Consider the following 21,907-nt stretch of genomic DNA (forward strand, 5'->3'; position numbering starts at 1 on the left):
ACAGACAAACTTGATTCTGTATTCCATGGCCAACCTGTCCCCGCCTGGTTTGAAAAGTAGAGAACACATCATAAATTTAACAGCACTATTCTCAAATCATCTCTGCTTTGTTGCCTGATTAATTTAACATAGCCATCAGCGTCTAAACCTTGATCCGCATCTCATTTTCAAATTCAGGGATATAGATAATCTCACACCAAGAAAACCCTATACTGGATCGCCTCACCCTACTATCCATATTTGCCAAACGAAGACCTCACTTTAGTATCAAAAAGAACACATCATAAAATTATTGTGTTAAAACCAAACGCGTCTTCGACCAGCCTATTTATTTAAAAAATGGCTGTCAGAAAAACTTTTATTGAAGTAAGGCAATCTCTGGAAGGTATATTGTTCAGTTTATAGATATCAAAAGCCTAACGGCATTACGAGAACTCGTAATAAAATACAATAACACTATTAATTTAACATAATAGAATTTAGTTCACCGAATGAGAAAGCTAAATTCTATTTTCGTCAATCAAGTTACTTTTTAACTATTTCTTCCAACGTATCTTCGTCTATCACTTCCGCGTTTTCGACGATACGCTTTCCACCCTGAATTTCAATTCTCTTATTGTGTTTATTTAATGCTAATATTTCATCACAGAACTGTGCTGAAGGGTGCATTTCGTATACATAGTCTACGATTTTTCCACTTTTATCATCTTTTACATTAGAAATGTGATACTCCGAGATAGCCCCTTTTTCGATCAGGTCTTTCATAGTCGTCGTCATATCTCGTCGTAATGCTTTCAATTTATTGTCTGTTATTTCGTCATCAGGGTAGATGGAACCATATTTTTCCATGATAGATAAAAGACGGAAGTGATAAGTTTTTCCTGGCGCAGCATATCTCCATAAATGATACAAACGGAGCATCATCCAGCGAGATAAACCCCGCTTAAGTTCCTGTGCGCTGTTGAAGTAATATCCTTTGTATTCTAGATTGTCGATCATATTGTGAACAAAAGCATTAAGACAAGCTACACACTTAACATTGCCACCCTGGCCTTTTTTACCACTGAAGTGTAATGAAGACAAAAAGTTCATATTAGACTCATAAAATGAGTCATCTATATCTGTGCTTTTTGTGTCCGTAGCACGATATTTGAACGACAGTTTAGACCCTTGCAAGGCTTCCAAAGATTCTTTGATCTGCGGGTAAGGCATTGATTGGCCAACAGCTTTTAGCTCTTGCGCTAGTTCATTCATAGAGAAAATGACAGCATATTGAATACCGGACTTAAAATTGATTTTTACAATTTTACCTTTTGAAGCCAGACGGATTAGTGCGCGCTCTACCTTCTCCTCGCGATCCGACGGCCAGACAAGAAACTCAGCTTCCTCACCGTCTTTTTTACTGCTTACAACAGCCGGCGTGATTTTTAGCTCACCGTCGTACACGATACCGTCAACTTTTTCCGAAATTCTTCTGGAAATAATGGTTTTCTTTGGCGCTTCTTCCAGAGGCAGCTTTTTATAGCCGGAACGCACAAATCGCCCCCAAAGGTCGTAATGATTGAACGTATTAGAATAAGCTCGCAAACCATGACTAGCACTTTCCAATGATACTCGAACATCTTTGTTGTCAGTGAACAACGCTAAACTCTCGTTATCGGTTGCGCTTTCAACACCATGGATCTGACCTCTAAGGGAATCAGGTAAATTATCAACTGAGATGTTTACCTTTCGGCTCATTTTATTACTTCCAGAATTTTGCGACGGTTAATGACAACACATTCACGATCAAAAGTTAATTGTTTAAGTTAGTAAAAAAGTGATCTGTACTAAAAAATCAGCCTTGGATCACTTTTTTACTAAGTTTCGACATTCTGGGATCCAGTTTATACCAACTGATACAAAAACCCTCATCAAAAATGTCCGTAAAAGCTCCATATATGCCTGGAAATCTGGTTTTCTCCGATCTGTTGTGGATAAATTGAGATCAAGCAGGTAAGGATCCGATCTATTCTAAGTACAGATCAGATCTTTACCTATCAAAACCTTCGTATTCGTTGAGTTTAGTGTATAACTTACTGAATTAACTTAGTAAAATATAGATCCAACCGCATCAAACGGTGGACAAGTGTGTGTATAAGTTGTGCATATTAGCAAAATCAAAAATCATGTTAGTAAAAAACCGATCTGGGAGTATGGAAAGATCTGATCTTAACCAAGTATTTTCCTGATCCAGGATATTGAACTAATATTTAGTAAAAACAATAATATAGCTTTATTAAAAGAACTCTTAGCCTTTAGTACCTATAGATCTAACCACTTCTAAACTTATTTATTTATACCTTAGGTGAGTTGCAAATGTTGATGTCTTTGTTTTTTTATGTTTACTGCAAAAGTAATGGACATTATAATAATAGCCATCATTTGAAGGAAATAACGTATGTCTATCAATAGTAATGCGCTCTCAACGTACAGGCTGCTTAAAGCAACCGCAGAAGTTGCTGAAAAATCTCTAGAAGGTCGAATTCAGCATTATCGCGCTCATCTTAAAAGCGAGGATAAAGAACTTCGTACATATACACAAAAAGCTGCAGCAGATCTGCTTGGTGTTAATAATAGAACACTTAAGCGACGTCATGATCAAGGTGATTTTGATCACTTGGCCATCCAAAAAGGTGCGAACGGTCATTATGCTTACACGTTAGCCAACATCTTTTCGATGGCAGAAATATTAGGTATTGATGCTGATCACAGAAAGCCAAACGATAAATTACAGGTCATTGTGATAAATAGCCTTAAAGGAGGATGTGGTAAAACGACCAGCCTGGTAAATATCGCAGCAGCCCTTGCTACAACAAACATAAAAAGATATCGCATTGGGATCATTGATCTGGATCCTCAAGGATCATCTTCAAGCTTCTTTCCATCACAAGATCCAGAGCCGATCACTGTCGGAGATCTAATGCGCGATTGTATTGAGTTAGACGAAGGTGAAACTTGGCAACAATTGGTTTCAGATGCATTCAGAGAAACTCATATCCCTAATATACGTGTATTGCCATCCGGTATGGACGATTTCTACTTCGAGCATGAGACTGCTACAGAATTAAAAGAATCATCTAGTTACGCACAAACACGCCACTACCATAAGTTGAAAGAGAAGGTCATAGAGCCAGTCTCAGAGCAGTTTGATATTATTTTGATAGATACCGCACCTTCGCTTAATTTCATGTTCTACAACGCCCTGATGGCGTCTACGGCTATGCTAATACCCGTACATCCAGAAGCTGTCGATTTTGATGCTAATAACAAGTATTTAAAAAGACTTGGAGAGATCTATCATACAGTCGCAGCACTTGGACATGAAGGTTGGGATTTTATGCAGTTTTTGGTTACTAATTACGTCAAAGGAAACCATTCTCAACGCGATATCGTGAAGGATGTCCGCAGTGCGTTTGGTCGTCAGGTAATGAGTTATCCCATAAATCACAGTTCCGCAATCACAGCAAGCTCTTCATCGTTTAATACTATTTTTGATCAGAAAACCTCTGACTCGCTTGCAAGCAGAGAGTCTTTGATTAAATCACAGGAAAATATAAAAGATGTCGTGGATGAATTAGAAATGTTAATTCGGTCAAATTGGCCATCAACTCAGTCATCACTCGATCAGTAAGCAGGTAAACAATTTCATGGCTAGAAAACGTAAGAACGACACACGCATAGATCCATTTGCAACACCCGTTGAGGGCAGTAGTTTAGATGATCTCTTAGATCAGGCAAAGGTAGGCGATGTGGTGACCATGCCGGCTCCCAGTGATCCTAACAGAATGATCACTTTGATCTGTAAAGTAATAAAACATAATGAAATCGCCCAAGCCACTAAAGTATATGGTGACAACAGACGCGATCAGACACTGCTGAACGAGCGTTCCGTAGCGGATATCCTACCTGCTATCGAAACTGACAAACGCAATTTACATCCTGCATTGTGTTGGGAAAAAGGGGGGGTACATGAGGTATTATCAGGTTCAAGACGCAGGAAAGCCTGTCTCCTCGGTGGCGCTGATTACGTCATTTTAACTTCTGCCGATTTTTCCGACGAAGATGCGAAAGTGCTTTCAGTGTCTTCAGATCAATACATCGCACCGAGTTTGTGGGAACAAGGTAAAGCCTTCTCCCAAACTAAGCAGGCACTGATTCAACAAGGTAAAAAAGGATCTTATCGCGAAATTGCAGCTATTGAGGGTTTGTCACATACCGCGATTGCAGATTCGTTAAAAGCATATGAGCAGATCCCGCTTGAAGTTGTCAGTCTATATCCTACGGCAAACCATTTAGGTCGTGAGGCTGCTAAAAAGCTCATCACAGCTATCCAGGAACATAGTGAGGAGTTCAAACAAAAGTTGGCTGAGTTCGCACCTGAGAGGCTAACTTCTGAGACTGTTAGCGATGAGAAACGAGCTGTGTTACTCACTAACTACCTAACAACATTTTCGAAGGCTGAATCAAGGAACGTTGCATTACTCGAAAACGATTACATCAAAGTTCAAAAGAACATTAAAAGTGGTGCTATCACAGTTAAGATAGATGATCGTGTTATGACCGAGAAACGTCTTGAGCAATTAGAGAAGTTGCTTGCAAGTTTCAATTAGTCTTTAACGGCCGGGTTAGCCGGCCGTTATTCGTACTTTTTCGACATTGTTGTCATCCAACCAGTCAATTTTTCCCGATTTATCACCATTTGCCCCTTTAGCTCAAATACGTAATTTCATATACTGCTCTTTTACGTCTTTTTTATTGTAAACGAATGTCTTCGCAGTTATCTAAAGAGCAACTTCTAGCACTATTTGAGGAAATTAAACAAGAACAGTCGACTCAGTTTCCGCTGTCTGAACGATTTCTCAAACAGTATTTCAATGCTGCCTTATTGAGTAAGGCCAAGCAATATTTGCATGATGAACAAATTAGCTTTCTGGAGCACTCTGAGGACTTCACGAAGATAGACGCCCAGGTGATGGGGAATTTTGGGAATACCTTCACTCAACATATCAAAATTGAGCAGATTAAAGGGACGCCTTCTGTCGAAGCGCAGTGTACTTGTTCAAATAACCCAAAGTGCCGTCACATTGCGGCTGTCTTGTTGAAATTAAAAATAGACCACTCGGGTGGTTTTGGTGAATCTTATCTGGTTAATGATTGGTTCAATGAGCTCGCACAATTGCAACAAGCGAATGATCTGGATGTGACGAATGTTTTGTTGTTCGTGCTTGAGTCCCGCGGTAACGAATTGCTAGTGAACCCAAAAACAACCCCTCAAAAACCTGATGGAGTTTACCCTCTTGGCCGTGCATTGACTGAGCACCAGCTTAATAGCCAGGTGCCACCAAAGGATATCTTAGAGAGTGATTTTAGATTATTTTCTTGGATCCGCTCGCAAAATACGCCGGGCCACTTTGAACTGTCCGGAAACTGGGGATTCTCTGCGTTGCAACAGCTTGTTCAGAGTAAGCGCTGTTTCTATCAAAATAGCCGTAAACCGCTTACTTTTGGTCACAAGCAACACTTAGAGTTTAGTTGGGAAAAGGAGCGTGATGAATATCGCTTAACCAGTCACTTAAGTGGGGTTGAGCAGTGGCAATTGATCAAAACGGATCCTCCTGTTTATCTCGATACTGAAAATATGCTGCTTGGTCGGATCGAGTCTGAGCTTAGTGCGCAGGAAATTGCCCACTTGCACACAATGCCCTTGATCAATGCTAATAAGATAGAGGCTGTGATTAAACGTTTTCAGGATGTGTTTGCCGACAATATAGTTCCGCCGCCTCATGGACACGAACACCTGATCAATAAGGACAAGCTGGTTGCCAAATTAAGTATAGAGCCCGGCTCACCTCTCAAGCTTGCGTTGTCATTGTTGGATAAAGAAGGTCGTTACTCTAAGGCTAAACAGCTTAACCGCTGCGAGAAAATGCTCAATGGACTAGGCTTTTCTGCTCAGCAAAATCACTTTGTACTTCCGCATAATGATGATGTTACTTATCACTGGTTCAATAGCGAAGTTCGTCCTTTCTTGCAAAGTAAACTATGGCAGGTAGATGAATTACAAGATGGTCGAGCGGTACAGACGCCAAAAGTTACTTTGGTCCTAAAGCGAGACAAAAAACATCATGTCATTGGCCGAGTAATGTTTGATGACAAGTTGGTTACGCTCGATTGGGATAAAGTACCTTCCCACGAAGTAAATTCTTTGGCTAATGTTTATCAGTACATTAATATCGCAGAGCAGTTCTATGCCATCCCCAAGGCCGTTTACGACGAGTTGATCCTGCTAAAAACAAGATTTAGCTATTACCTCTCCAGTTCGCAGTTTAAGTTTCCATTGTCGTATGCCCGCAAATTATTTGAGCTAAACGCAGTTGAGAGCGTCTCTGATGACCGACGCCTGTTAGATTATCTTGAAGAACTTAATAAGCCTGAGCAAGCGCATACCGCTGGCATACCTGAATCTGCTGAGCACTTTACGCTTCGTGATTATCAGGTGCAGGGGGTAGACTGGTTACGTTTCCTGAATCGCCATCAGCTTGGTGGTATTCTTGCAGATGATATGGGGCTGGGAAAGACGCTGCAGGTGATAGCCTATTTTATCTCTCAGCATAACACCTTGGTGACTAAGCCTTCGCTGATTGTTTGTCCGACCAGTTTGGTTGGTAACTGGCAGAACGAATTCCGTCGTTTTGCGCCACACCTTCCATTACTAACGGTGCATGGCGCTCAGCGCGATAAGCAACTTAACCAAATTGCAAATGCACGCTTTATCATCACCACTTATCCGTTACTAAAACGTGATCTGGCTCACTACTCTGAGTTGGAGTTTGATTCAATCGTGCTCGATGAAGCACAATACATCAAAAATGAAACCGCGCAAATTTCCAAATGTGTGAAGCAGCTGTCCGCTGAATTTAAGCTTTGTCTGAGTGGTACGCCGGTCGAAAATAACCTCCTGGAGCTTAAATCTTTGCTCGACTTTGTGATGCCTGATGTACTTGGCACTAAACAACAGTTTAAGCACTACTTCCAACAGCCAATCGAGAAAGAAAGCGATACTCGGCGTGCCAAAGAGTTACAGTCATTAATTGCACCATTTATTCTGCGCCGGACCAAGTCGGAAGTTGTACGCGAGCTTCCTGCGAAAACCGAGCTAGTTAAAAAACTTGAATTCAGTGGTGCTCAAGCTGATATGTACCATCAGGTGCAGGCTAAAATCGAGTCTAACCTGGTCGATTTATTTAAAGAGCAAGGCGTGGAGCGCAGCAAGCTAGCTTTTTTAGATGCCTTACTCAAGCTGCGTCAGATTTGTTGTCATCCAAGCCTGGTTGATAAAACTCAGACATTCAATAGTGCAAAGTTTGACTGGTTATCTGGTCACTTGCCTATTTTCTTAGAAGAAGGTCGTAAGGTGATTATTTTCAGCCAGTTCACTAGTGTGCTGGACATGATTGCCAGCCATTGTGATGGCTTGAATATTCCGTTCACTATGCTTACAGGTCAAACTCGCCAGCGAGATAAAGTGATTGCCCGTTTCACTGAAGGTGAGGTCGATGTCTTCCTGATCAGCTTGAAAGCGGGTGGAACGGGTCTGAACCTGACTCAGGCCGATACCGTGATCCATTTTGACCCCTGGTGGAACCCTGCCGTTGAGAATCAGGCGACTGACAGGGCTTATCGGATTGGTCAGGACAAGCCTGTATTTGTTTATAAGCTGATCATTGCTAATTCGATCGAGCAAAAGGTTTATCAGATGCAAAAAGACAAGCAGGCATTGGTAGACGCCTTGTTTGCTGATGCTGGAGTGAATTTGACTCAATTTAATGAAGCGCAAATGCTCGAAATGATAAAAAACTAATTTTTTTCTGAACTTTTCAGAACAAGATAGGGTCTATCATTATGCTTGTTGTTAACGCCGAGTTTGTAGTAAGCATATTGTTGATTTCCCCCTATTAAATACAAGTTTTGTATCGAGCCGGTTAAATGTTAACCGGCTTTTTTTTGTGCGTTTTTAAGCTGTTCCATATTTGATCCACATTGTTCGACTTTAATAACCATATTGGCGAATTAGGACGCGATGGACTCAAGGGGCGAGCTATGTTGTGCTACGAAAACGCAATTTCACAGTTAAACTTTATTGAACCTCAGTCACAGTGTGATTATGATCTACTAAACGAGGTTGCCAGTTCAGATGATCTGGCTAGCATTCTGACCATGTTGCTATTCGATGAAACGTTGTCGGATAAGCTAAAGGGCCAGGTTAAAAAGCAGCTTTCACAACTAAAGGCTAAATCGAGAGGCTAAATGACATCTAAGCACCATATTCTTATCGTTGAGGATGATTACGATATTGCAGAGCAGGTAATGCTGTTTTTTAAAGCTTCTGGATTCGAAATTTCCCATATTGCAGATGGTGCTTTGGTGGTCGACTGGGTGAGAGAAAATAACCCAGAAGCCATCTTGATGGACATCATGCTACCAAATCAGGATGGCGTTGAATGTATGCGTCAGATCCGAGAATTCTCAATGGTACCTATTGTGATGTTAACGGCAAAGGTGTCTGAGGCTGACCGTTTAAAGGGGTTGGAGTTTGGAGCCGATGATTACGTCTGTAAGCCATTTAGTGCTGCCGAACTGGTGATGCGTATCAAGGCGATTCTGCGCCGCTGTCAGGCTGCTCCTAGCGCGCCTCAGGAGGCCGCGGTTGTGGTGGATGTGGATCAGTTAATCGTTTCTATTAAGGGCAACACCTTGTCTTTGACTAAAGTTGAGTTTGACGTCTTTGCCATGTTGTATCAGGCGCCCAATCGGGTTTTCTCACGCCAGCAAATTCTTGACCATATTCAGCCCGATAACTTTGATATTTCAGATCGCGTTATCGACAGTCATATCAAGAACATCCGTAAAAAGATCAAGCAAATAGAGTGTTCGCCAAAAATTGTTGAATCGGTTTACGGTGCTGGTTATCGTTTCAATGAACAGCAACTAGATGCTTAAATAACGGCGCTTATGCGCCGTTTACTCACCACAACAAACTTCAAGAAAATCACAATATAATAGGCATTTAGGCTGTGTAGTTGATATTATCTAAACATAGTTAAGTCAAGAGAATGCCTATGTTTTTGTCTAGTTTAGCCACCCTTTCTCCTGCTCAAATTTTGACGTTACTCTGTGCCGGCGCAGTATTATCTTCATGTGTTTTTGGTCCGCTATATTTCTTGTTTCGGCAAAAGAACCAAACTGCCGGGCAACGGCTGATAGTACAAAACGAGCAGTTGCAGAGTCAGCTTGCACAATTGACTGATGAACTGAAACAGGCACAAGGCCAACATTGGCAGCTTCATGGTGACTGCCAGCAGTTGCAAGCTCGGCTGGAAGAGAAGCAACGTCAAAGTAATGAGTTACAGAGTCGCTGGCAAAAAGCTGAAGATATGGCTCAAGACACACAGGCGTATGCTCACCGTCTGGAGTTAGAGCTGACCGATGTAAAAACCACGCTGGTACAAAAGCAGCAGTCTTTTGATGCACAACTGGCTCAACTAGAACAGTCAAAGGCTGTTTTAAAACAAGAGTTTGAAAATCTGGCGACACAAATCTTTGAGGATAAAAGCGAAAAGTTTGCCCGCCACAGTCAGGATAAAATTTCACAGCTGTTACAACCCGTTCAGGGCGAACTCAAGGGATTTCGGGATAAAATGGAAGCCATTCACAGTGAAGAACTCAAACAAAGAGCGGCGCTGCGCACTGAACTACTGCATTTACAGGCCAATAATCAAGCCATCACAGAGCAGGCGCATAAGCTGACAAATGCGTTGCAGGGTCAAAAGAAAACCCAGGGTAACTGGGGAGAATTAATGCTTGAAAATGTGCTGGATAGTGCGGGTTTACGTCCCGGGAATGACTATCAGCGTGAGGTGAGTTTTTCTACGGAGAACGGTAACTATCGTCCGGATGTGATTGTTTACCTACCAAAGGAACGTCACCTTGTTGTTGATGCTAAAACTTCTTTGAACGCATATACCCGCTATGTCAATGCTGAGCAAGATAGCGAGGCAAACCAGGCTATCATCGCCCACGTTGAAGCGGTAAAGGCGCGAGTTAAAGAGCTGGGCGATAAGTCTTACGAGCGACTACCCGGGCTGAATTCTCCGGAAGTGGTGATTATGTTTATCCCAGTGGAATCTGCGTTTGTTGAGGCCATTAAATATGCACCCGATTTATATCAGTATGCCCTTGAGAACAAAGTATTGATCGCTACGCCTACAACATTGCTGACGAGTCTAAATATTGTTAAGCAACTTTGGCGATTTGAAGAGCAAAGTAAACATAGTAAGGAGCTGGCGCTGCGTGCAGAAAAATTCTATACCAAGCTAAATGCTTTTTTACACAGCCTGGAGGGGGTAGGTAAACAGCTGGATAAAGCCCGAGAAGGGTACGATAAAGCGATGGCACAGCTCTACAGCGGCAAAGGAAACCTGATTAAGCAGGCCTCTGAGTTTAAAGAGCTGGGTGTCTCAGTATCTCGCGAGTTACCGCGTGAATTAACCGAAAAAGCGAAGCTTGAATTAGAGTGAGGTACAACCTCTAGCGGGAATGTTTCTGCAGGAAGCGTGTTAGTACATGTTTCCTGTTGCAGGTAATACCTTTTGGGTCGCAATACTCATTGTTGAGTTTGCGACTCTTTACTATGCGGCCTAACGATCTTTGTAAATTTCATTAGCCTTGAAGGCTTCAACTTCCAGTGGTGAATTATCATAGCCATATTCAGCCAGGTCAGAAAAGTGCTGTGTCACGATAGCCGACAGGCTGGAGCGTTCAATCTGCAGAACATGGACAAGTTCATGTGCCAGCTTAGGTGTTGTGAGTTCAAAGCCGTGACGTACGTAAATGGAATAACCAAATACCTGAGCATTATTGATAATACCCTCACCTACAAAACCAAGTGCTTCTCCCAGCGTTTTCAAGGCGAAATTGTCATGAGGAAAAGGGACTTCGTCAACATAGACTATCCGCACTTTTTCCGGAGATTGGATGCCTATCTCTTTTGCAATTGCTAAGTGCTTTTGATCTAAAGGTTCGCCAATCTGACGACCTAGTATCTCCGTTTTTTCTGCCCAGGCAATATATTGGGGCAAAAGCACAGAGGATATCAGTGTTTGATGAAAGAAAATGATACTCAGAGCTGCAGCAAACGTAATGGCTAAGATCAATTTTATTATTTTCATTGTTGGTCACTCATTTATTATTATTAATTTTCCTTAATTCATAAGAGCTGGAGGTAAGCTGGAAAACAGACTCATAATACACGAGTCAATAAAGATTATCATTTTTAACAGTGTAGTAGCCAAAAGAGAGGAGTATTTAACAGGAGAAGTTATAAGTGTGTTGCAGATAATAAAAAAGGGCCATCAGGCCCCTTATTTTTTGGTATGATCAGCTATTACACAAAGCGTATTTGCCTCTGCGTGGTATATCTGTATACAAGTAAATATACATCTCGTTATTTTGTACATCCTGCCAAACACGGCTGCTGGCTGATGGACACAGTGAGTTACGAATATACTCTTTCACTTCGCTTTCAGACATTGCCAATTTAGTCGGGATCTGAATAAACACATTGAGCTCGCCGCTTTTAAAATCAATATTATTAAACTTCCAGCTGCCCATCATGAACTGCTTAGAAAAGTAGCGTGTAATGCGTTTTTGAGCGCTAGAATCAATCGCTGCAACCTGAACGTCTTCAGATGAGCTATCAACAAAGTAGGTCCATGCAGCTGAAAGTATGATAAAGCCGCCTAACAACATAGACCAGATTGGTAATGTGGTTTTTACTGTCGTATTTTGCTTTTTCTGACGATGTCTGGATTCAACAATTTTTACCCATTCATTGTGTTTCATAGTTCGCTGTGTCATAGACCATTCCTCCCGTGTATATTGCTTATTAAAACCAATCATTGTGGAAAGAAAATGGAGGAGAACACCCGTCACACCTGATCGGAGCAGTTATAGAGTAATTTTTACTGAGGTCGGATCTGTGAAGAGTGGGTTGGGTTTAGCTGCGCTACAGATGTTAATATAAAGGGGCCTGATATAACCGGCTTTAGCATCAAGCGATGTGTTAATTGTGCACGATGCGTTTTAGAAACGATGGTTATGATTAAATAAAAAGCTAAAAAAATGCCTGACTTTATGTCAGGCATTTTGAGTCTAAATCTGTGCCTCGGTTTGAGGCATTTTAACTTTGGGTGTGGCTGAAGCGGCATATAATGTCACCCGGACAGAAAGCCCCCCTAGCCTGCTATCTCTTAATTCAATCTCTCCTGACATGGATTCCACCAAGCTTTTACATAAGGATAAACCCAGGCCTGAACCTCCGGTTGCACGACTGCGTGAGCTTTCTACCCGGTACAAACGTTCAAATAAGCGCGGTTTTTCATTGTCAGATACGCCAGGTGATGAGTCCTCCAGCTGAATGATAAGCCCTTCACAGTTTTGCCGTATTTTAAGACGCACTTGTCCCGGTTTATCAGTGTACAGACAGGCGTTTTTCGCCAGATTATCTATTACCCTGTCTAGTTTAGGTTTATCTATCAACACACTGGCATTGGTTGGTATAGAAACATCAGCACTAAAGTGCAGATCATTACTTTGCACCATCCGCTTGATGTCGTAGCAATAACTGTCTGCGAGTGTACGGGTACAGTAGGGTTGATTATTGACTACCATCGCTTGATTATCTGCCTGCGATAGTTGATAAACGTCCGAGATCAGATGATTGAGTTGGGATATTTTTTCATTGATCTTACTGTATGCCAGGGTGTCGTCTTCCAGCAGGTTATATTCCAGCGCCTCAATGTGCAGCTTGAGCACGCTCAGCGGCGTTCTCAGTTCATGAGAAATATCTGCCAGCATTTGATCTTTTTGTTTGAGGTTTTGCTGATAAAGGTTGGCTTTGAGGCGAGCTGTTCGGTTTTTACTGAACAAAATATAGGTGATTAAGATACCCAGTAACAGGCAAGTCAGGGCGACAAACAACCACATGCGTTGCATCAACTGGGCATTACGCAACTGGCTTTCTGTTAGCTTACGATGATGTTCTGAGTCATCCAGTCGTTGTTGTTGCATAACCGTGTCTATGGTGCGTTTATGAGTCAGTGCCTGCTCTGAGTTGGCTTTTTCTATATTTTGAGCAAAAAACGTATTGGCCTGACTGAGTGCTTCATAGGCTTCCTGGTGGTTACCTTGTTGAAAGTCATATTTGGCTTTGAGGTTATAATAAACCTGAGACATGTGAGAGTTCTCATCTTCTTCTGCCATAAAGCGTGTCAGCCACTCGTAGTGGGGCTGTGCCAGTTCTGGTTTATGTTGATATAGATAGGCACGTGCCATAATGACGTGGGCATAAAAGCGCTGTATCAGGTTATCACTTTGAGCTGCGTAGTGCATCGACAACCTGGCGTGCTCTTCGGCCTTGGCTCCTTTTTCCAGCTTGAGATAGGCCTGGCTGATCAGCTTATGGGCACGCGCCAGGCTGACATTGGCCGGAATTTGCTCCAACAGTTCAATGGCCTCTGTGGTTTTTTCTACAGCCAGTAAGTAGTTTTTGCGTTTAAATGTGACTTGAGCCAGTCTCAGTGCTGTGCCGGCAATATTGCTTAGCTCACCCGATTTCTTGTCTGCTACCAGGGCTTTGGTAAAAAAGAACTCGGCCTGCTCCAGGTCGTTAAAGCGCATGGCCATATCACCCAGATTATAAAAATTGTTTGCGACCACCCCGTGAAGCTGACTGCCTTTAAGTGCATCTCTGGCTTTAAGCTGAAACTGCATCGCCATTGCCATTTCATTCTTGTTGTCATACAAGGTGCCAAGATTAGAATAACTTTGACCAATAAAGTCACTATTATTCAGCTCTTTAGCTTTTTCTAAAGCTTGCCTGTAGTTACTTTCAGCGTCATCCAGCTTGCCCATACGTCGGTAATTAATCCCCAGTTCTTTATAAAGCCGGTACTGGTTGTCGATATCCAGCTGAAATTGACTGGGTAATCTGTCTAACGCATCAATGGCTTGCTGATGATTGCCCTGCTTGCGATAGATTTGTGCTTCAACAAAGCGTGCTGCTAGTTGCTTTTTCAGGTCACCATGGACGTAAAATGGGGTCAGGCTACTGAGTGCCTGCTCGTAGTTGCCCGACAACTCGAGCTTTTTTATTTCCTGTAATGTTAAAGTCGAGCCAGTTGCCTGCACATTAACAGTGACTATACTGAGTAACGCAAAAGCAGATGGAAGCAGTATTTTTTTCATAATTTTTTCGTGGCACATCAGACTTTTTTCAGAGTATGCAATAATTGTGGTGCAATTATGGAGCTGTAAAGGGGTTTACAGAGCGCTGAGTTGGTAAAATAATGATTTGATGGCCATCTAGTTAGTAAAATTTTGTTCTATCCGCTTTCGGACTTAGTAAAAATTTGATTTATGGATACCTGAGTTAGTAAAAATGTGGCCTGAGCCGTATTTATTATTGCAACGAGTCGAATTTTTCAGCTGAAAATCGATGGCTTTTTTCTATTTTTGAACTAAAAAACCCTAACTTTCCCCAATTTTTCTACTTACGACCCTGGCAGGCAAACAGAGCCCCTCAGCTAATAAAATCTTGATCCATTACTTCGGACGATTGACTTCTAGCGAGTAAAATTCTGATCCAGGATTTATCTGGCGATATATAAAGGGTCACAAGAAACGACAACGGGTGTTTGATTGAGTCGTTGTACAGACAGGGAAAAATACCGGAGTGAAAGGTAGTAAAAAACTGATCTAAAAAGGGCCCGCAGGCCCTTGCTTGATTAAGGAATCATATGACAATTAAAACTGGTTCATAGTGTTGGCTTCACCACCTGCTTTCAGCGCGTTCTCACCACTAAAATACTCTTTGTGTGTATCACCAATGTTTGACCCTGCCAGGTCCTGATGTTTTACAGAAGCCTGCTCACGGCGAATTTCTTGTCTCTGAACATCACGTACGTATGCAAGCATACCCAGGTCACCAAAGTACCCCTCAGCCAGAATATCTGTGCTCAGTGCGGCTGTGTGATAGGTCGGTAAAGTGATCAGGTGATGGAAAATACCCGCCTGAGCTGCACCGTCACGCTGGAAGGTACGCACTTTAGCATCGGCTTCAGCTGCCAGTTCCGATTGATCTAGTTCTGGAGACATTAGCGCTTTAGGATCTTGAGTTGGATCCGGGTACGCCGATAGATCTTTACCTTGTGCCTGCCATTCTGCGTAAACCTGCTCACGGAACTTCAACGTCCAGTTGAATGATGGTGAGTTGTTATACACCAGCTTGGCGTTGGGCACTTGCTCACGTACTCGGTTTACCAGCTCCGCGATTTGCTCTACATTGGGCTTTTCAGTTTCAATCCACAGCAGATCGGCGCCCGATTGCAAGCTGGTGACACAATCGAGTACCACACGGTCTTTTTCAGTGCCTTCTCTGAACTGATACAGGCCATTATCAAGGCGCACAGGCTTACACAGCTCACCATTTTGTTTAATGACCATGTCACCTTCGTTCAGATCCGCAGCGCCAGAGATAACGGTGGTGTCGAGGAACGCATTGTATTGGCTGGCCAAATCGCCGGGTGTTTTAGAAACCGGGATTTTTTGAGTCAGACTGGCACCCAGCGAGTCAGTACGGGCGACAATAATGCCATCTTCTACGCCAAGTTCCAGGAATGCGTAACGCACCGCATTGATTTTGGCTAAAAAGTCTTCATGAGGCACCGTCACTTTACCGGCCTGGTGACCACACTGCTTAGCATCCGACACCTGGTTCTCAATTTGAATGGCACAGGCACCCGCTTCAATCATTTGTTTTGCCAGCAGGTAGGTGGCTTCTTCGTTACCAAAACCGGCATCGATGTCGGCAATGATGGGTACCACGTGAGTTTCGAAGTTATCTATCTGTGCTGTGATTGCCTGTACGTCACCGCCCTGTGCTTTGGCCTCATCCAGCGCTTTGTAAAGGTGGTCGAGCTCACGTGCATCTGCTTGTTTTAGGAAGGTGTAGATCTCTTCAATCAGCTTAGGTACGGCCGTTTTTTCATGCATGCTCTGATCTGGCAGCGGACCAAATTCAGAGCGAAGTGCCGCAACCATCCAGCCGCTCAGGTATACGTAAGAGCGCTTTGTGGTCTTATTATGGCGCTTAATGGCCATCATCATTTGCTGAGCCGTGAAACCATGCCAGCAACCCAGTGACTGCGTATACTGGCTGCTGTCGGCATCATATGCAGCCATATCTTCACGCATTACTTTCGCGGTGTATTTGGCGATATCCAGACCCGTTTTAAAGCGGTTTTGTAAATGCATTCTGGTTGCAAATTCGGGGTTGATACCTTGCCATGTATCGCCCTGAGACTGGCACAATGTAGAAAAACGATCAATTTGAGAGGTATAACTGCTCATAACAAAATTCCTTCGAACGGGTTTAAGCTAACTGGTTTATGTTGTCCGCCAGGTTGCGAATGTGAGAGTGCTTGCTGGCGTTTAAATAAACACTAGACCGACCAGTTGAATTTTTTAAATTTATAGTTGTTATTGTCAGTATATTTACTGTGAATGGGATAAAGGGTTTGTTTTTACTGAAATTGGCTTATTTTAAAGTGACCCGTTCAAACCCGATCAAGGATCACTCACATGAGTTCTCATATTTTACAGGCCGGATTGCGTATCGATACCCGCCTGTTTGACTTTGTCGATCAGGAGCTGCTACCTGGTACCCAAATTAACGCAGACGACTTCTGGTCTGGTTTTTCGAATATTATCAACACTCTCACTCCCAAAAACCGAGCGCTGCTTGCCAAGCGCGATCTACTACAAAAACAAATTGATGACTACCACTTAGCGAATCCGAGCTGGGATGCTGAAAAGTATCGGACATTTTTAACCGAAATAGGTTATCTGGTGCCTGATGTTGCTGCGCAGCCTATCACCACCGAGCAGGTTGAGCCTGAAATAGCCCGTATTGCGGGTCCACAGTTAGTGGTGCCGGTTAGTAATGCGCGCTTTGCGCTAAACGCAGCCAATGCGCGCTGGGGCTCGCTCTATGATGCACTTTATGGCACCGACGTGTTGCCAGAGGAAGACGGTGCAGAGCGCGCGAGTGGCGGTTATAATCCGGTGCGGGGCTTTAAAGTGATGGCCTATGCGCGCCAGCTACTGGACCGTATTTTGCCGCTGGCACATGGCTCTCATATCGAAAGCACCAACTATGCGGTGGTTCAGGGTGAACTGATCATCACGCTTAACGACTCAAGCCAGGTTAAACTGGCGGATCCTGCGCAGTTTGTCGGATATAACGGACAGCCACAGAGCCCGTCGGCGTTACTGTTTAAACACCATGATCTGCATTTTGAGATCCTGATCGATCCCCAGGATCCGATCGGCCAGGCAGACAAGGCAGGGATCAAAGACGTGATCCTGGAATCCGCGCTGACCACCATCATGGATTGTGAAGACTCGGTTGCAGCTGTGGATGCCGAAGATAAAGTACAGGTTTACCGCAACTGGCTGGGCCTGATGCAGGGCACACTCAAAGAGCAGTTTGAAAAAGCCGGTAAAACAGTAACCCGTTCACTGAATGCCGACAAAACTTACCTGACACCTGATGGCCAGACGCTTAGCCTTAAAGGCCGAGCTATGATGTTTGTGCGTAATGTTGGCCACCTGATGACCACACCCGCCATTTTGGATGAACATGGCGAGGAGGTATTCGAGGGGATAGTCGATGCGGTGATCACCGCAACCGCCGCGCTTCACGATCTGTATGGGGATGGGGCGCTTAAAAACTCCACGGCGCAGAGTGTGAATATCGTTAAACCCAAAATGCATGGTCCGGAAGAAGTGGCCTTTACCGGCGAGTTGTTTAGTGCGGTAGAGCAGCTACTGAAATTACCTGAAAACACGCTAAAAATGGGGATTATGGATGAAGAGCGTCGTACATCTGTGAACTTACAGGCCTGTATTAATGCGGCTCACGCCCGCGTGGTGTTCATCAATACCGGATTCCTGGACAGAACCGGTGACGAGATCCACACATCCATGCTGGCAGGCCCGGTGTTACCCAAAGGTGAGATAAAAGCACAGCCCTGGATAGCGGCGTATGAAGATCGTAACGTAGACACAGGTCTGGCTTCGGGCTTTGCGGGTAAGGCGCAGATAGGTAAAGGCATGTGGCCGATGCCTGACAAAATGGCGCTGATGATGGAACAAAAGCTGGCTCATCCTAAGTCGGGTGCCAATACCGCCTGGGTACCCTCTCCTACCGCGGCCACTTTGCATGCCATGCATTATCACGAAGTTGAAGTGGCGACATTACAGCAGCAAATTGCTCAGCGGCAGATGGCAAGCCTGGACGACCTGCTGACACCGCCGTTACTGGGCGCACGTCAGTTAAGCAATGATGAAATTCAAACCGAGCTGGACAATAATGCCCAGGGGATTCTGGGCTATGTAGTGCGCTGGATAGATCAGGGCATTGGTTGCTCAAAAGTACCCGACATCAACCATGTTGGCCTGATGGAAGACAGAGCAACGTTGCGTATCTCCAGCCAACACATTGCTAACTGGTTGCACCATGGTATTTGCACTGAGGATCAGGTTAAGCGTACTTTTGTTCGTATGGCGAAAATCGTCGATGAGCAAAATCGCCATGATGCGCAATACCAGCCAATGAGCGGCGAAAACATCGAAGACAACTTGGCCTTTGCGGCGGCTCTGGCGTTGGTGCTGCAAGGTAAAGCACAGCCAAATGGCTACACTGAACCTTTGCTGCATGCGTATCGACGTCAGTATAAGGGCCTTGGTCTGTAGTTTCTCTGATTAGCCTGGGCAACAGAGTGTAAAGGGGCTTTACGCTCTGTTGCCCCTAAAAAATGTCAGCGTTTGTAACTTTACGTCAGTTTTATGTAGTATCCCGTTGTATTCTTTAAGCGCCCTGCATACCCTTATCTAAAGTAATAAATATGGATAATAATGACTATGTTGTCAGGGAAATATACATTGTATGGGAGCTGCACCTTGCTGTTGTCGGGGTGTGTTTTTGTGCCGCACACCGAAGTCAGTTTTGATGAATACTGCGGCGTGTACAAAGAATCGACCAGTATAGAAATGGCGCCTCGCGCTGCCAGTAACCTGGTGTTTCATGAACTCGAGCTTGTTGGTGGCCTGGCACTGGCCTTGTCCAATGGGGTTGTAAAAGCCCAACAACATCAAGCCTACAAAGAAGCCTGTCTGGCGAACGGTATTGATATTGATGCCGAAGCAAAGCTGAGTGCCGATAGCGCTACATCTCAAGTCAAACAGTTACAATACTGCGACAATCAGGCCTCTGATCTCTGTGAGATTGAACGGCGCCGTTGATTATCCTTATTCTTTTGCACACTCGGCTCATTGAGTAATAGGGTGTAATAGGAATTTCTTTTGTTGTGAACTACCTTTTATGAGCACTACCGCCTTGAAGAAACGAACGGGCAGTAGTCAAACCGTCACGAAGGAGCAAGTTCATGAACGAACCAATTAACAAAGACGTATTGACCGGGTTGAAAGAAATCATTAAGCCCGAACTCAGAATTTCAAAGCAACAAGAGCAGGAGATAAAAGCGCGCAGCAGCGATTACAAGGCTGCTGATATCTCGTGTGTGAAAGCCATCGCGCAGGCGGCTATCAACGTTGAGCTATTTACCATTCCACTGTATATGACCGGCCTATACTCCATTTATGGGATGCACCAGATTGGTGACAACTCCGGGTTATACCCGGGACGTTGGTGGCCTGGTTTGGCAGCAACCGCTGGTACGGTGCCAAAGGGACGATTCGATGAATATGACGCCGTAGTGAAGCCGACACCGACGGATGTCTTAACAGTCAACGAGCAAGTATTCAATGGTGTATACAGCGTGTTTGTTGAAGAAATGCTGCACCTGCAACTGGCTTCTAACATGGCCAGCAAGATCGGACTTACGCCGACCTTTACCAGTGAGGCACTGATCGATAAGAAATATGGCTGGCAGTGTTACAACAATCAGACCATGATCCCGCACATTCTCGATTTTAAAGACTGCGACAGCGATCTGAATAAGCTGAGCCCTGAAGTCAGGGATTACTTTAAAGCCCACTTTAAAGGTGAAAGTTTGCAGGACCTCAGGGTAAATGCGACGGAGCTTAACAAAGAGCAGGCGCTGCTGTTTTTATTGATTGAAGAAACCGAAGAAGACGCGCAAAAAATTATTGCACCTCAGTACCTCAAACCCGGAGCAGATGGCCGTCCTAAGTACTTTGAAAATGCCCCGTTTGATTGGTGGCAACCCAGTTACACTGAAACCAACCTGCCGCTGTTTGGCTCAATCGGCCATATGTACCTGTGTTACTGGAACTACCTGCAAATCCAGTATGACGATGGCACGTCTTTGCTCGATGCGCTGTTAGGGTCAACACCGGTGCAAAGAGACTACTTTAACGTACGTCCTGGCGATGACGCGTACCAGGCACAATTTCCTGGCGTTGACGGGTCTTTGAATTCGCCAGAACTGGATGATACTCGCCACGATGAGCTCAAAGTTAAACTTATCAACAACATCAACGCCATTACCGATCAGGGCGAAGGTCAGGGCGTAGTTGAAACAATCTGCCAGCAATGGAGCCATGAAGCCTGGGCACAAAAAGCCCTGAGCAGTTTGTTTGCGCAAAAGACTGAAGATACGCATACCGTGCAAGAGAAGTATCAGCCCGATGAGAACGCACTAAAAGCGGATTATCCGGGTACACCTATCTCGGGATCGGCGTGTGCACGGATCATGAATAAGCGCAAAGATCATTTCCTGATCTTTAAGCAAACACTGGAATTGATCGTCAAATACAGTGATCCCAGCTACTCAGAAGAAGAGAGATATCTAACCTGGAAAGACTGGCATGCCGAAGGTAAGCGTTGGAACAGGGAAATGCTGAACCCGGGTACCTGTGATAAAGCAAAAGAGCAGCACCCAGACTTACCTGGGGTTGATGAGATCGTTGCTGCACTAAACAACTTGAGCCGTACAGAAAAAAGCAAGGTGGAAACCCACCTACTGTTCAGCCAGTCGGCAGTCGGAACCATTAAAGGCCTGACAACCGCGCTGGACCGCTACTGGTCAGGGAAAACCGATGAGTTCCCCGGGCCTGCAATGGGTGGCTCTGGTGACCGTGTCTCAATTTGCTGGGCCACGACCGGGATGGCACCGGATCTGGTGACTGGCATTGCACCGCAGGAAGAAGGCGTCTTGTATCATGCCTGCCAGGGTATGAGTTATAGATCGGAGGATGCAGGACTACCACCAGCCCAGGTGTTCCATAGCTGTAAAGGCTCAAACGATTGTAAAGCCCAGGGTGGCTGTGGCTTTGTACACAGCACGACACCGGGAGGCAGCTGTGGTGCCAGTGGCGCTAAAGGCATTAAGAGTGCCCCGGCCGACAACAAGTGTAATAACCTGGGTGGGTGCGCTGTGCCTATTTCGGCGTCGCAGTTATTCCCATCCCTGCCAGCCGATGACAGTGATGGCTATAAAATGCAGTTGTTTAGTTTTGATGAAGACAACAACTTCACACCGATTAGCTACGTTACGCCTGATGGCGGTGATCCACAGCTGGATTGCGACTCATCTGATAAGACCATGCCAATGCCCTACAAAGAGGGTGATGCGGTATACAAGATTGCCTGGCAGGCATATTGTAATGCCAACAATCTGGTTAATAAGCAGACCGGTGAAATCCCTGCGCCACCAGAAGTGGATGACATTCGTCTGGCTCTGCCGCCTTCAACATAAGGAAG

General features: G+C 44.4%; 14 protein-coding genes. 9 read left to right on the forward strand and 5 right to left on the reverse strand.

Annotation, left to right across the window (positions count from 1 at the left end):
* Window positions 1-525 precede the first annotated feature (525 nt).
* Window positions 526-1,740, reverse strand: a complete 1,215-nt coding sequence (locus tag ELR70_RS02130) for a hypothetical protein (protein ID WP_054017691.1) — start codon at window positions 1,738-1,740, stop codon at window positions 526-528.
* 700 nt (window positions 1,741-2,440) lie between these two features.
* Between ELR70_RS02130 and ELR70_RS02135 the strand changes: the two genes are divergently transcribed.
* From ELR70_RS02135 to rmuC, 6 genes are all read left to right on the forward strand, one after another.
* The gene (locus tag ELR70_RS02135) at window positions 2,441-3,673 is read left to right on the forward strand and encodes an AAA family ATPase (protein WP_054017690.1); all 1,233 of its coding nucleotides are present in this window, start codon (window positions 2,441-2,443) and stop codon (window positions 3,671-3,673) included.
* Window positions 3,674-3,689: 16 nt separating this feature from the next.
* Window positions 3,690-4,652, forward strand: a complete 963-nt coding sequence (locus tag ELR70_RS02140) for a ParB N-terminal domain-containing protein (protein ID WP_054017689.1) — start codon at window positions 3,690-3,692, stop codon at window positions 4,650-4,652.
* Between the two features lie 155 nt (window positions 4,653-4,807).
* Window positions 4,808-7,903, forward strand: a complete 3,096-nt coding sequence (locus tag ELR70_RS02145; RefSeq protein ID WP_054017688.1) for a DEAD/DEAH box helicase — start codon at window positions 4,808-4,810, stop codon at window positions 7,901-7,903.
* Between the two features lie 239 nt (window positions 7,904-8,142).
* On the forward strand, window positions 8,143-8,349 hold the full coding sequence (locus ELR70_RS02150) for a hypothetical protein (protein ID WP_054017687.1): 207 nt from the start codon (window positions 8,143-8,145) through the stop codon (window positions 8,347-8,349).
* The gene (locus ELR70_RS02155; protein WP_054017686.1) at window positions 8,350-9,042 is read left to right on the forward strand and encodes a response regulator; all 693 of its coding nucleotides are present in this window, start codon (window positions 8,350-8,352) and stop codon (window positions 9,040-9,042) included. It abuts the gene before it with no gap.
* Window positions 9,043-9,161: 119 nt separating this feature from the next.
* Window positions 9,162-10,619 (forward strand): DNA recombination protein RmuC, encoded by a 1,458-nt coding sequence (gene rmuC, locus ELR70_RS02160; protein WP_054017685.1) that lies wholly within the window; start codon window positions 9,162-9,164, stop codon window positions 10,617-10,619.
* A gap of 120 nt (window positions 10,620-10,739) precedes the next feature.
* On the opposite strand, the gene ELR70_RS02165 is transcribed toward rmuC, so the two are convergent.
* The 4 genes from ELR70_RS02165 to ELR70_RS02180 all read right to left on the reverse strand — a co-directional run bounded on the left by ELR70_RS02165 (window position 10,740) and on the right by ELR70_RS02180 (window position 16,509).
* Window positions 10,740-11,270, reverse strand: a complete 531-nt coding sequence (locus ELR70_RS02165) for a hypothetical protein (RefSeq protein ID WP_054017684.1) — start codon at window positions 11,268-11,270, stop codon at window positions 10,740-10,742.
* 208 nt (window positions 11,271-11,478) lie between these two features.
* The gene (locus ELR70_RS02170) at window positions 11,479-11,958 is read right to left on the reverse strand and encodes a hypothetical protein (protein ID WP_054017683.1); all 480 of its coding nucleotides are present in this window, start codon (window positions 11,956-11,958) and stop codon (window positions 11,479-11,481) included.
* Between the two features lie 294 nt (window positions 11,959-12,252).
* The gene (locus tag ELR70_RS02175) at window positions 12,253-14,346 is read right to left on the reverse strand and encodes an ATP-binding protein (RefSeq protein WP_054017682.1); all 2,094 of its coding nucleotides are present in this window, start codon (window positions 14,344-14,346) and stop codon (window positions 12,253-12,255) included.
* A 558-nt stretch (window positions 14,347-14,904) separates the two neighbouring features.
* On the reverse strand, window positions 14,905-16,509 hold the full coding sequence (locus tag ELR70_RS02180) for an isocitrate lyase (RefSeq protein ID WP_054017681.1): 1,605 nt from the start codon (window positions 16,507-16,509) through the stop codon (window positions 14,905-14,907).
* 231 nt (window positions 16,510-16,740) lie between these two features.
* On the opposite strand from ELR70_RS02180, the gene ELR70_RS02185 reads away from it, so the two are divergent.
* From ELR70_RS02185 to ELR70_RS02195, 3 genes are all read left to right on the forward strand, one after another.
* Complete coding sequence (locus ELR70_RS02185; RefSeq protein WP_054017680.1) at window positions 16,741-18,915, forward strand: malate synthase G; 2,175 nt, start codon at window positions 16,741-16,743, stop codon at window positions 18,913-18,915.
* A gap of 162 nt (window positions 18,916-19,077) precedes the next feature.
* Window positions 19,078-19,464 (forward strand): hypothetical protein, encoded by a 387-nt coding sequence (locus ELR70_RS02190; RefSeq protein WP_054017679.1) that lies wholly within the window; start codon window positions 19,078-19,080, stop codon window positions 19,462-19,464.
* A 143-nt stretch (window positions 19,465-19,607) separates the two neighbouring features.
* Window positions 19,608-21,902 (forward strand): ferritin-like domain-containing protein, encoded by a 2,295-nt coding sequence (locus ELR70_RS02195; protein ID WP_054017678.1) that lies wholly within the window; start codon window positions 19,608-19,610, stop codon window positions 21,900-21,902.
* Window positions 21,903-21,907: the final 5 nt, after the last annotated feature.

It is taken from the genome of Pseudoalteromonas sp. R3 (assembly GCF_004014715.1).
GTDB lineage: Bacteria > Pseudomonadota > Gammaproteobacteria > Enterobacterales > Alteromonadaceae > Pseudoalteromonas.

Excerpts from the sequence above, each read along its gene's own strand:
- ELR70_RS02170 (WP_054017683.1), bottom strand. The coding sequence starts at position 11,958 with ATGACACAGCGAACTATGAAACACAATGAATGGGTAAAAATTGTTGAA.
- ELR70_RS02195 (WP_054017678.1), top strand. The coding sequence starts at position 19,608 with ATGAACGAACCAATTAACAAAGACGTATTGACCGGGTTGAAAGAAATC.
- ELR70_RS02130 (WP_054017691.1), bottom strand. The coding sequence starts at position 1,740 with ATGAGCCGAAAGGTAAACATCTCAGTTGATAATTTACCTGATTCCCTT.
- ELR70_RS02185 (WP_054017680.1), top strand. The coding sequence starts at position 16,741 with ATGAGTTCTCATATTTTACAGGCCGGATTGCGTATCGATACCCGCCTG.
- ELR70_RS02165 (WP_054017684.1), bottom strand. The coding sequence starts at position 11,270 with ATGAAAATAATAAAATTGATCTTAGCCATTACGTTTGCTGCAGCTCTG.
- rmuC (WP_054017685.1), top strand. The coding sequence starts at position 9,162 with ATGTTTTTGTCTAGTTTAGCCACCCTTTCTCCTGCTCAAATTTTGACG.
- ELR70_RS02180 (WP_054017681.1), bottom strand. The coding sequence starts at position 16,509 with ATGAGCAGTTATACCTCTCAAATTGATCGTTTTTCTACATTGTGCCAG.
- ELR70_RS02140 (WP_054017689.1), top strand. The coding sequence starts at position 3,690 with ATGGCTAGAAAACGTAAGAACGACACACGCATAGATCCATTTGCAACA.
- ELR70_RS02145 (WP_054017688.1), top strand. The coding sequence starts at position 4,808 with ATGTCTTCGCAGTTATCTAAAGAGCAACTTCTAGCACTATTTGAGGAA.
- ELR70_RS02135 (WP_054017690.1), top strand. The coding sequence starts at position 2,441 with ATGTCTATCAATAGTAATGCGCTCTCAACGTACAGGCTGCTTAAAGCA.
- ELR70_RS02155 (WP_054017686.1), top strand. The coding sequence starts at position 8,350 with ATGACATCTAAGCACCATATTCTTATCGTTGAGGATGATTACGATATT.
- ELR70_RS02190 (WP_054017679.1), top strand. The coding sequence starts at position 19,078 with ATGACTATGTTGTCAGGGAAATATACATTGTATGGGAGCTGCACCTTG.
- ELR70_RS02175 (WP_054017682.1), bottom strand. The coding sequence starts at position 14,346 with ATGAAAAAAATACTGCTTCCATCTGCTTTTGCGTTACTCAGTATAGTC.
- ELR70_RS02150 (WP_054017687.1), top strand. The coding sequence starts at position 8,143 with ATGTTGTGCTACGAAAACGCAATTTCACAGTTAAACTTTATTGAACCT.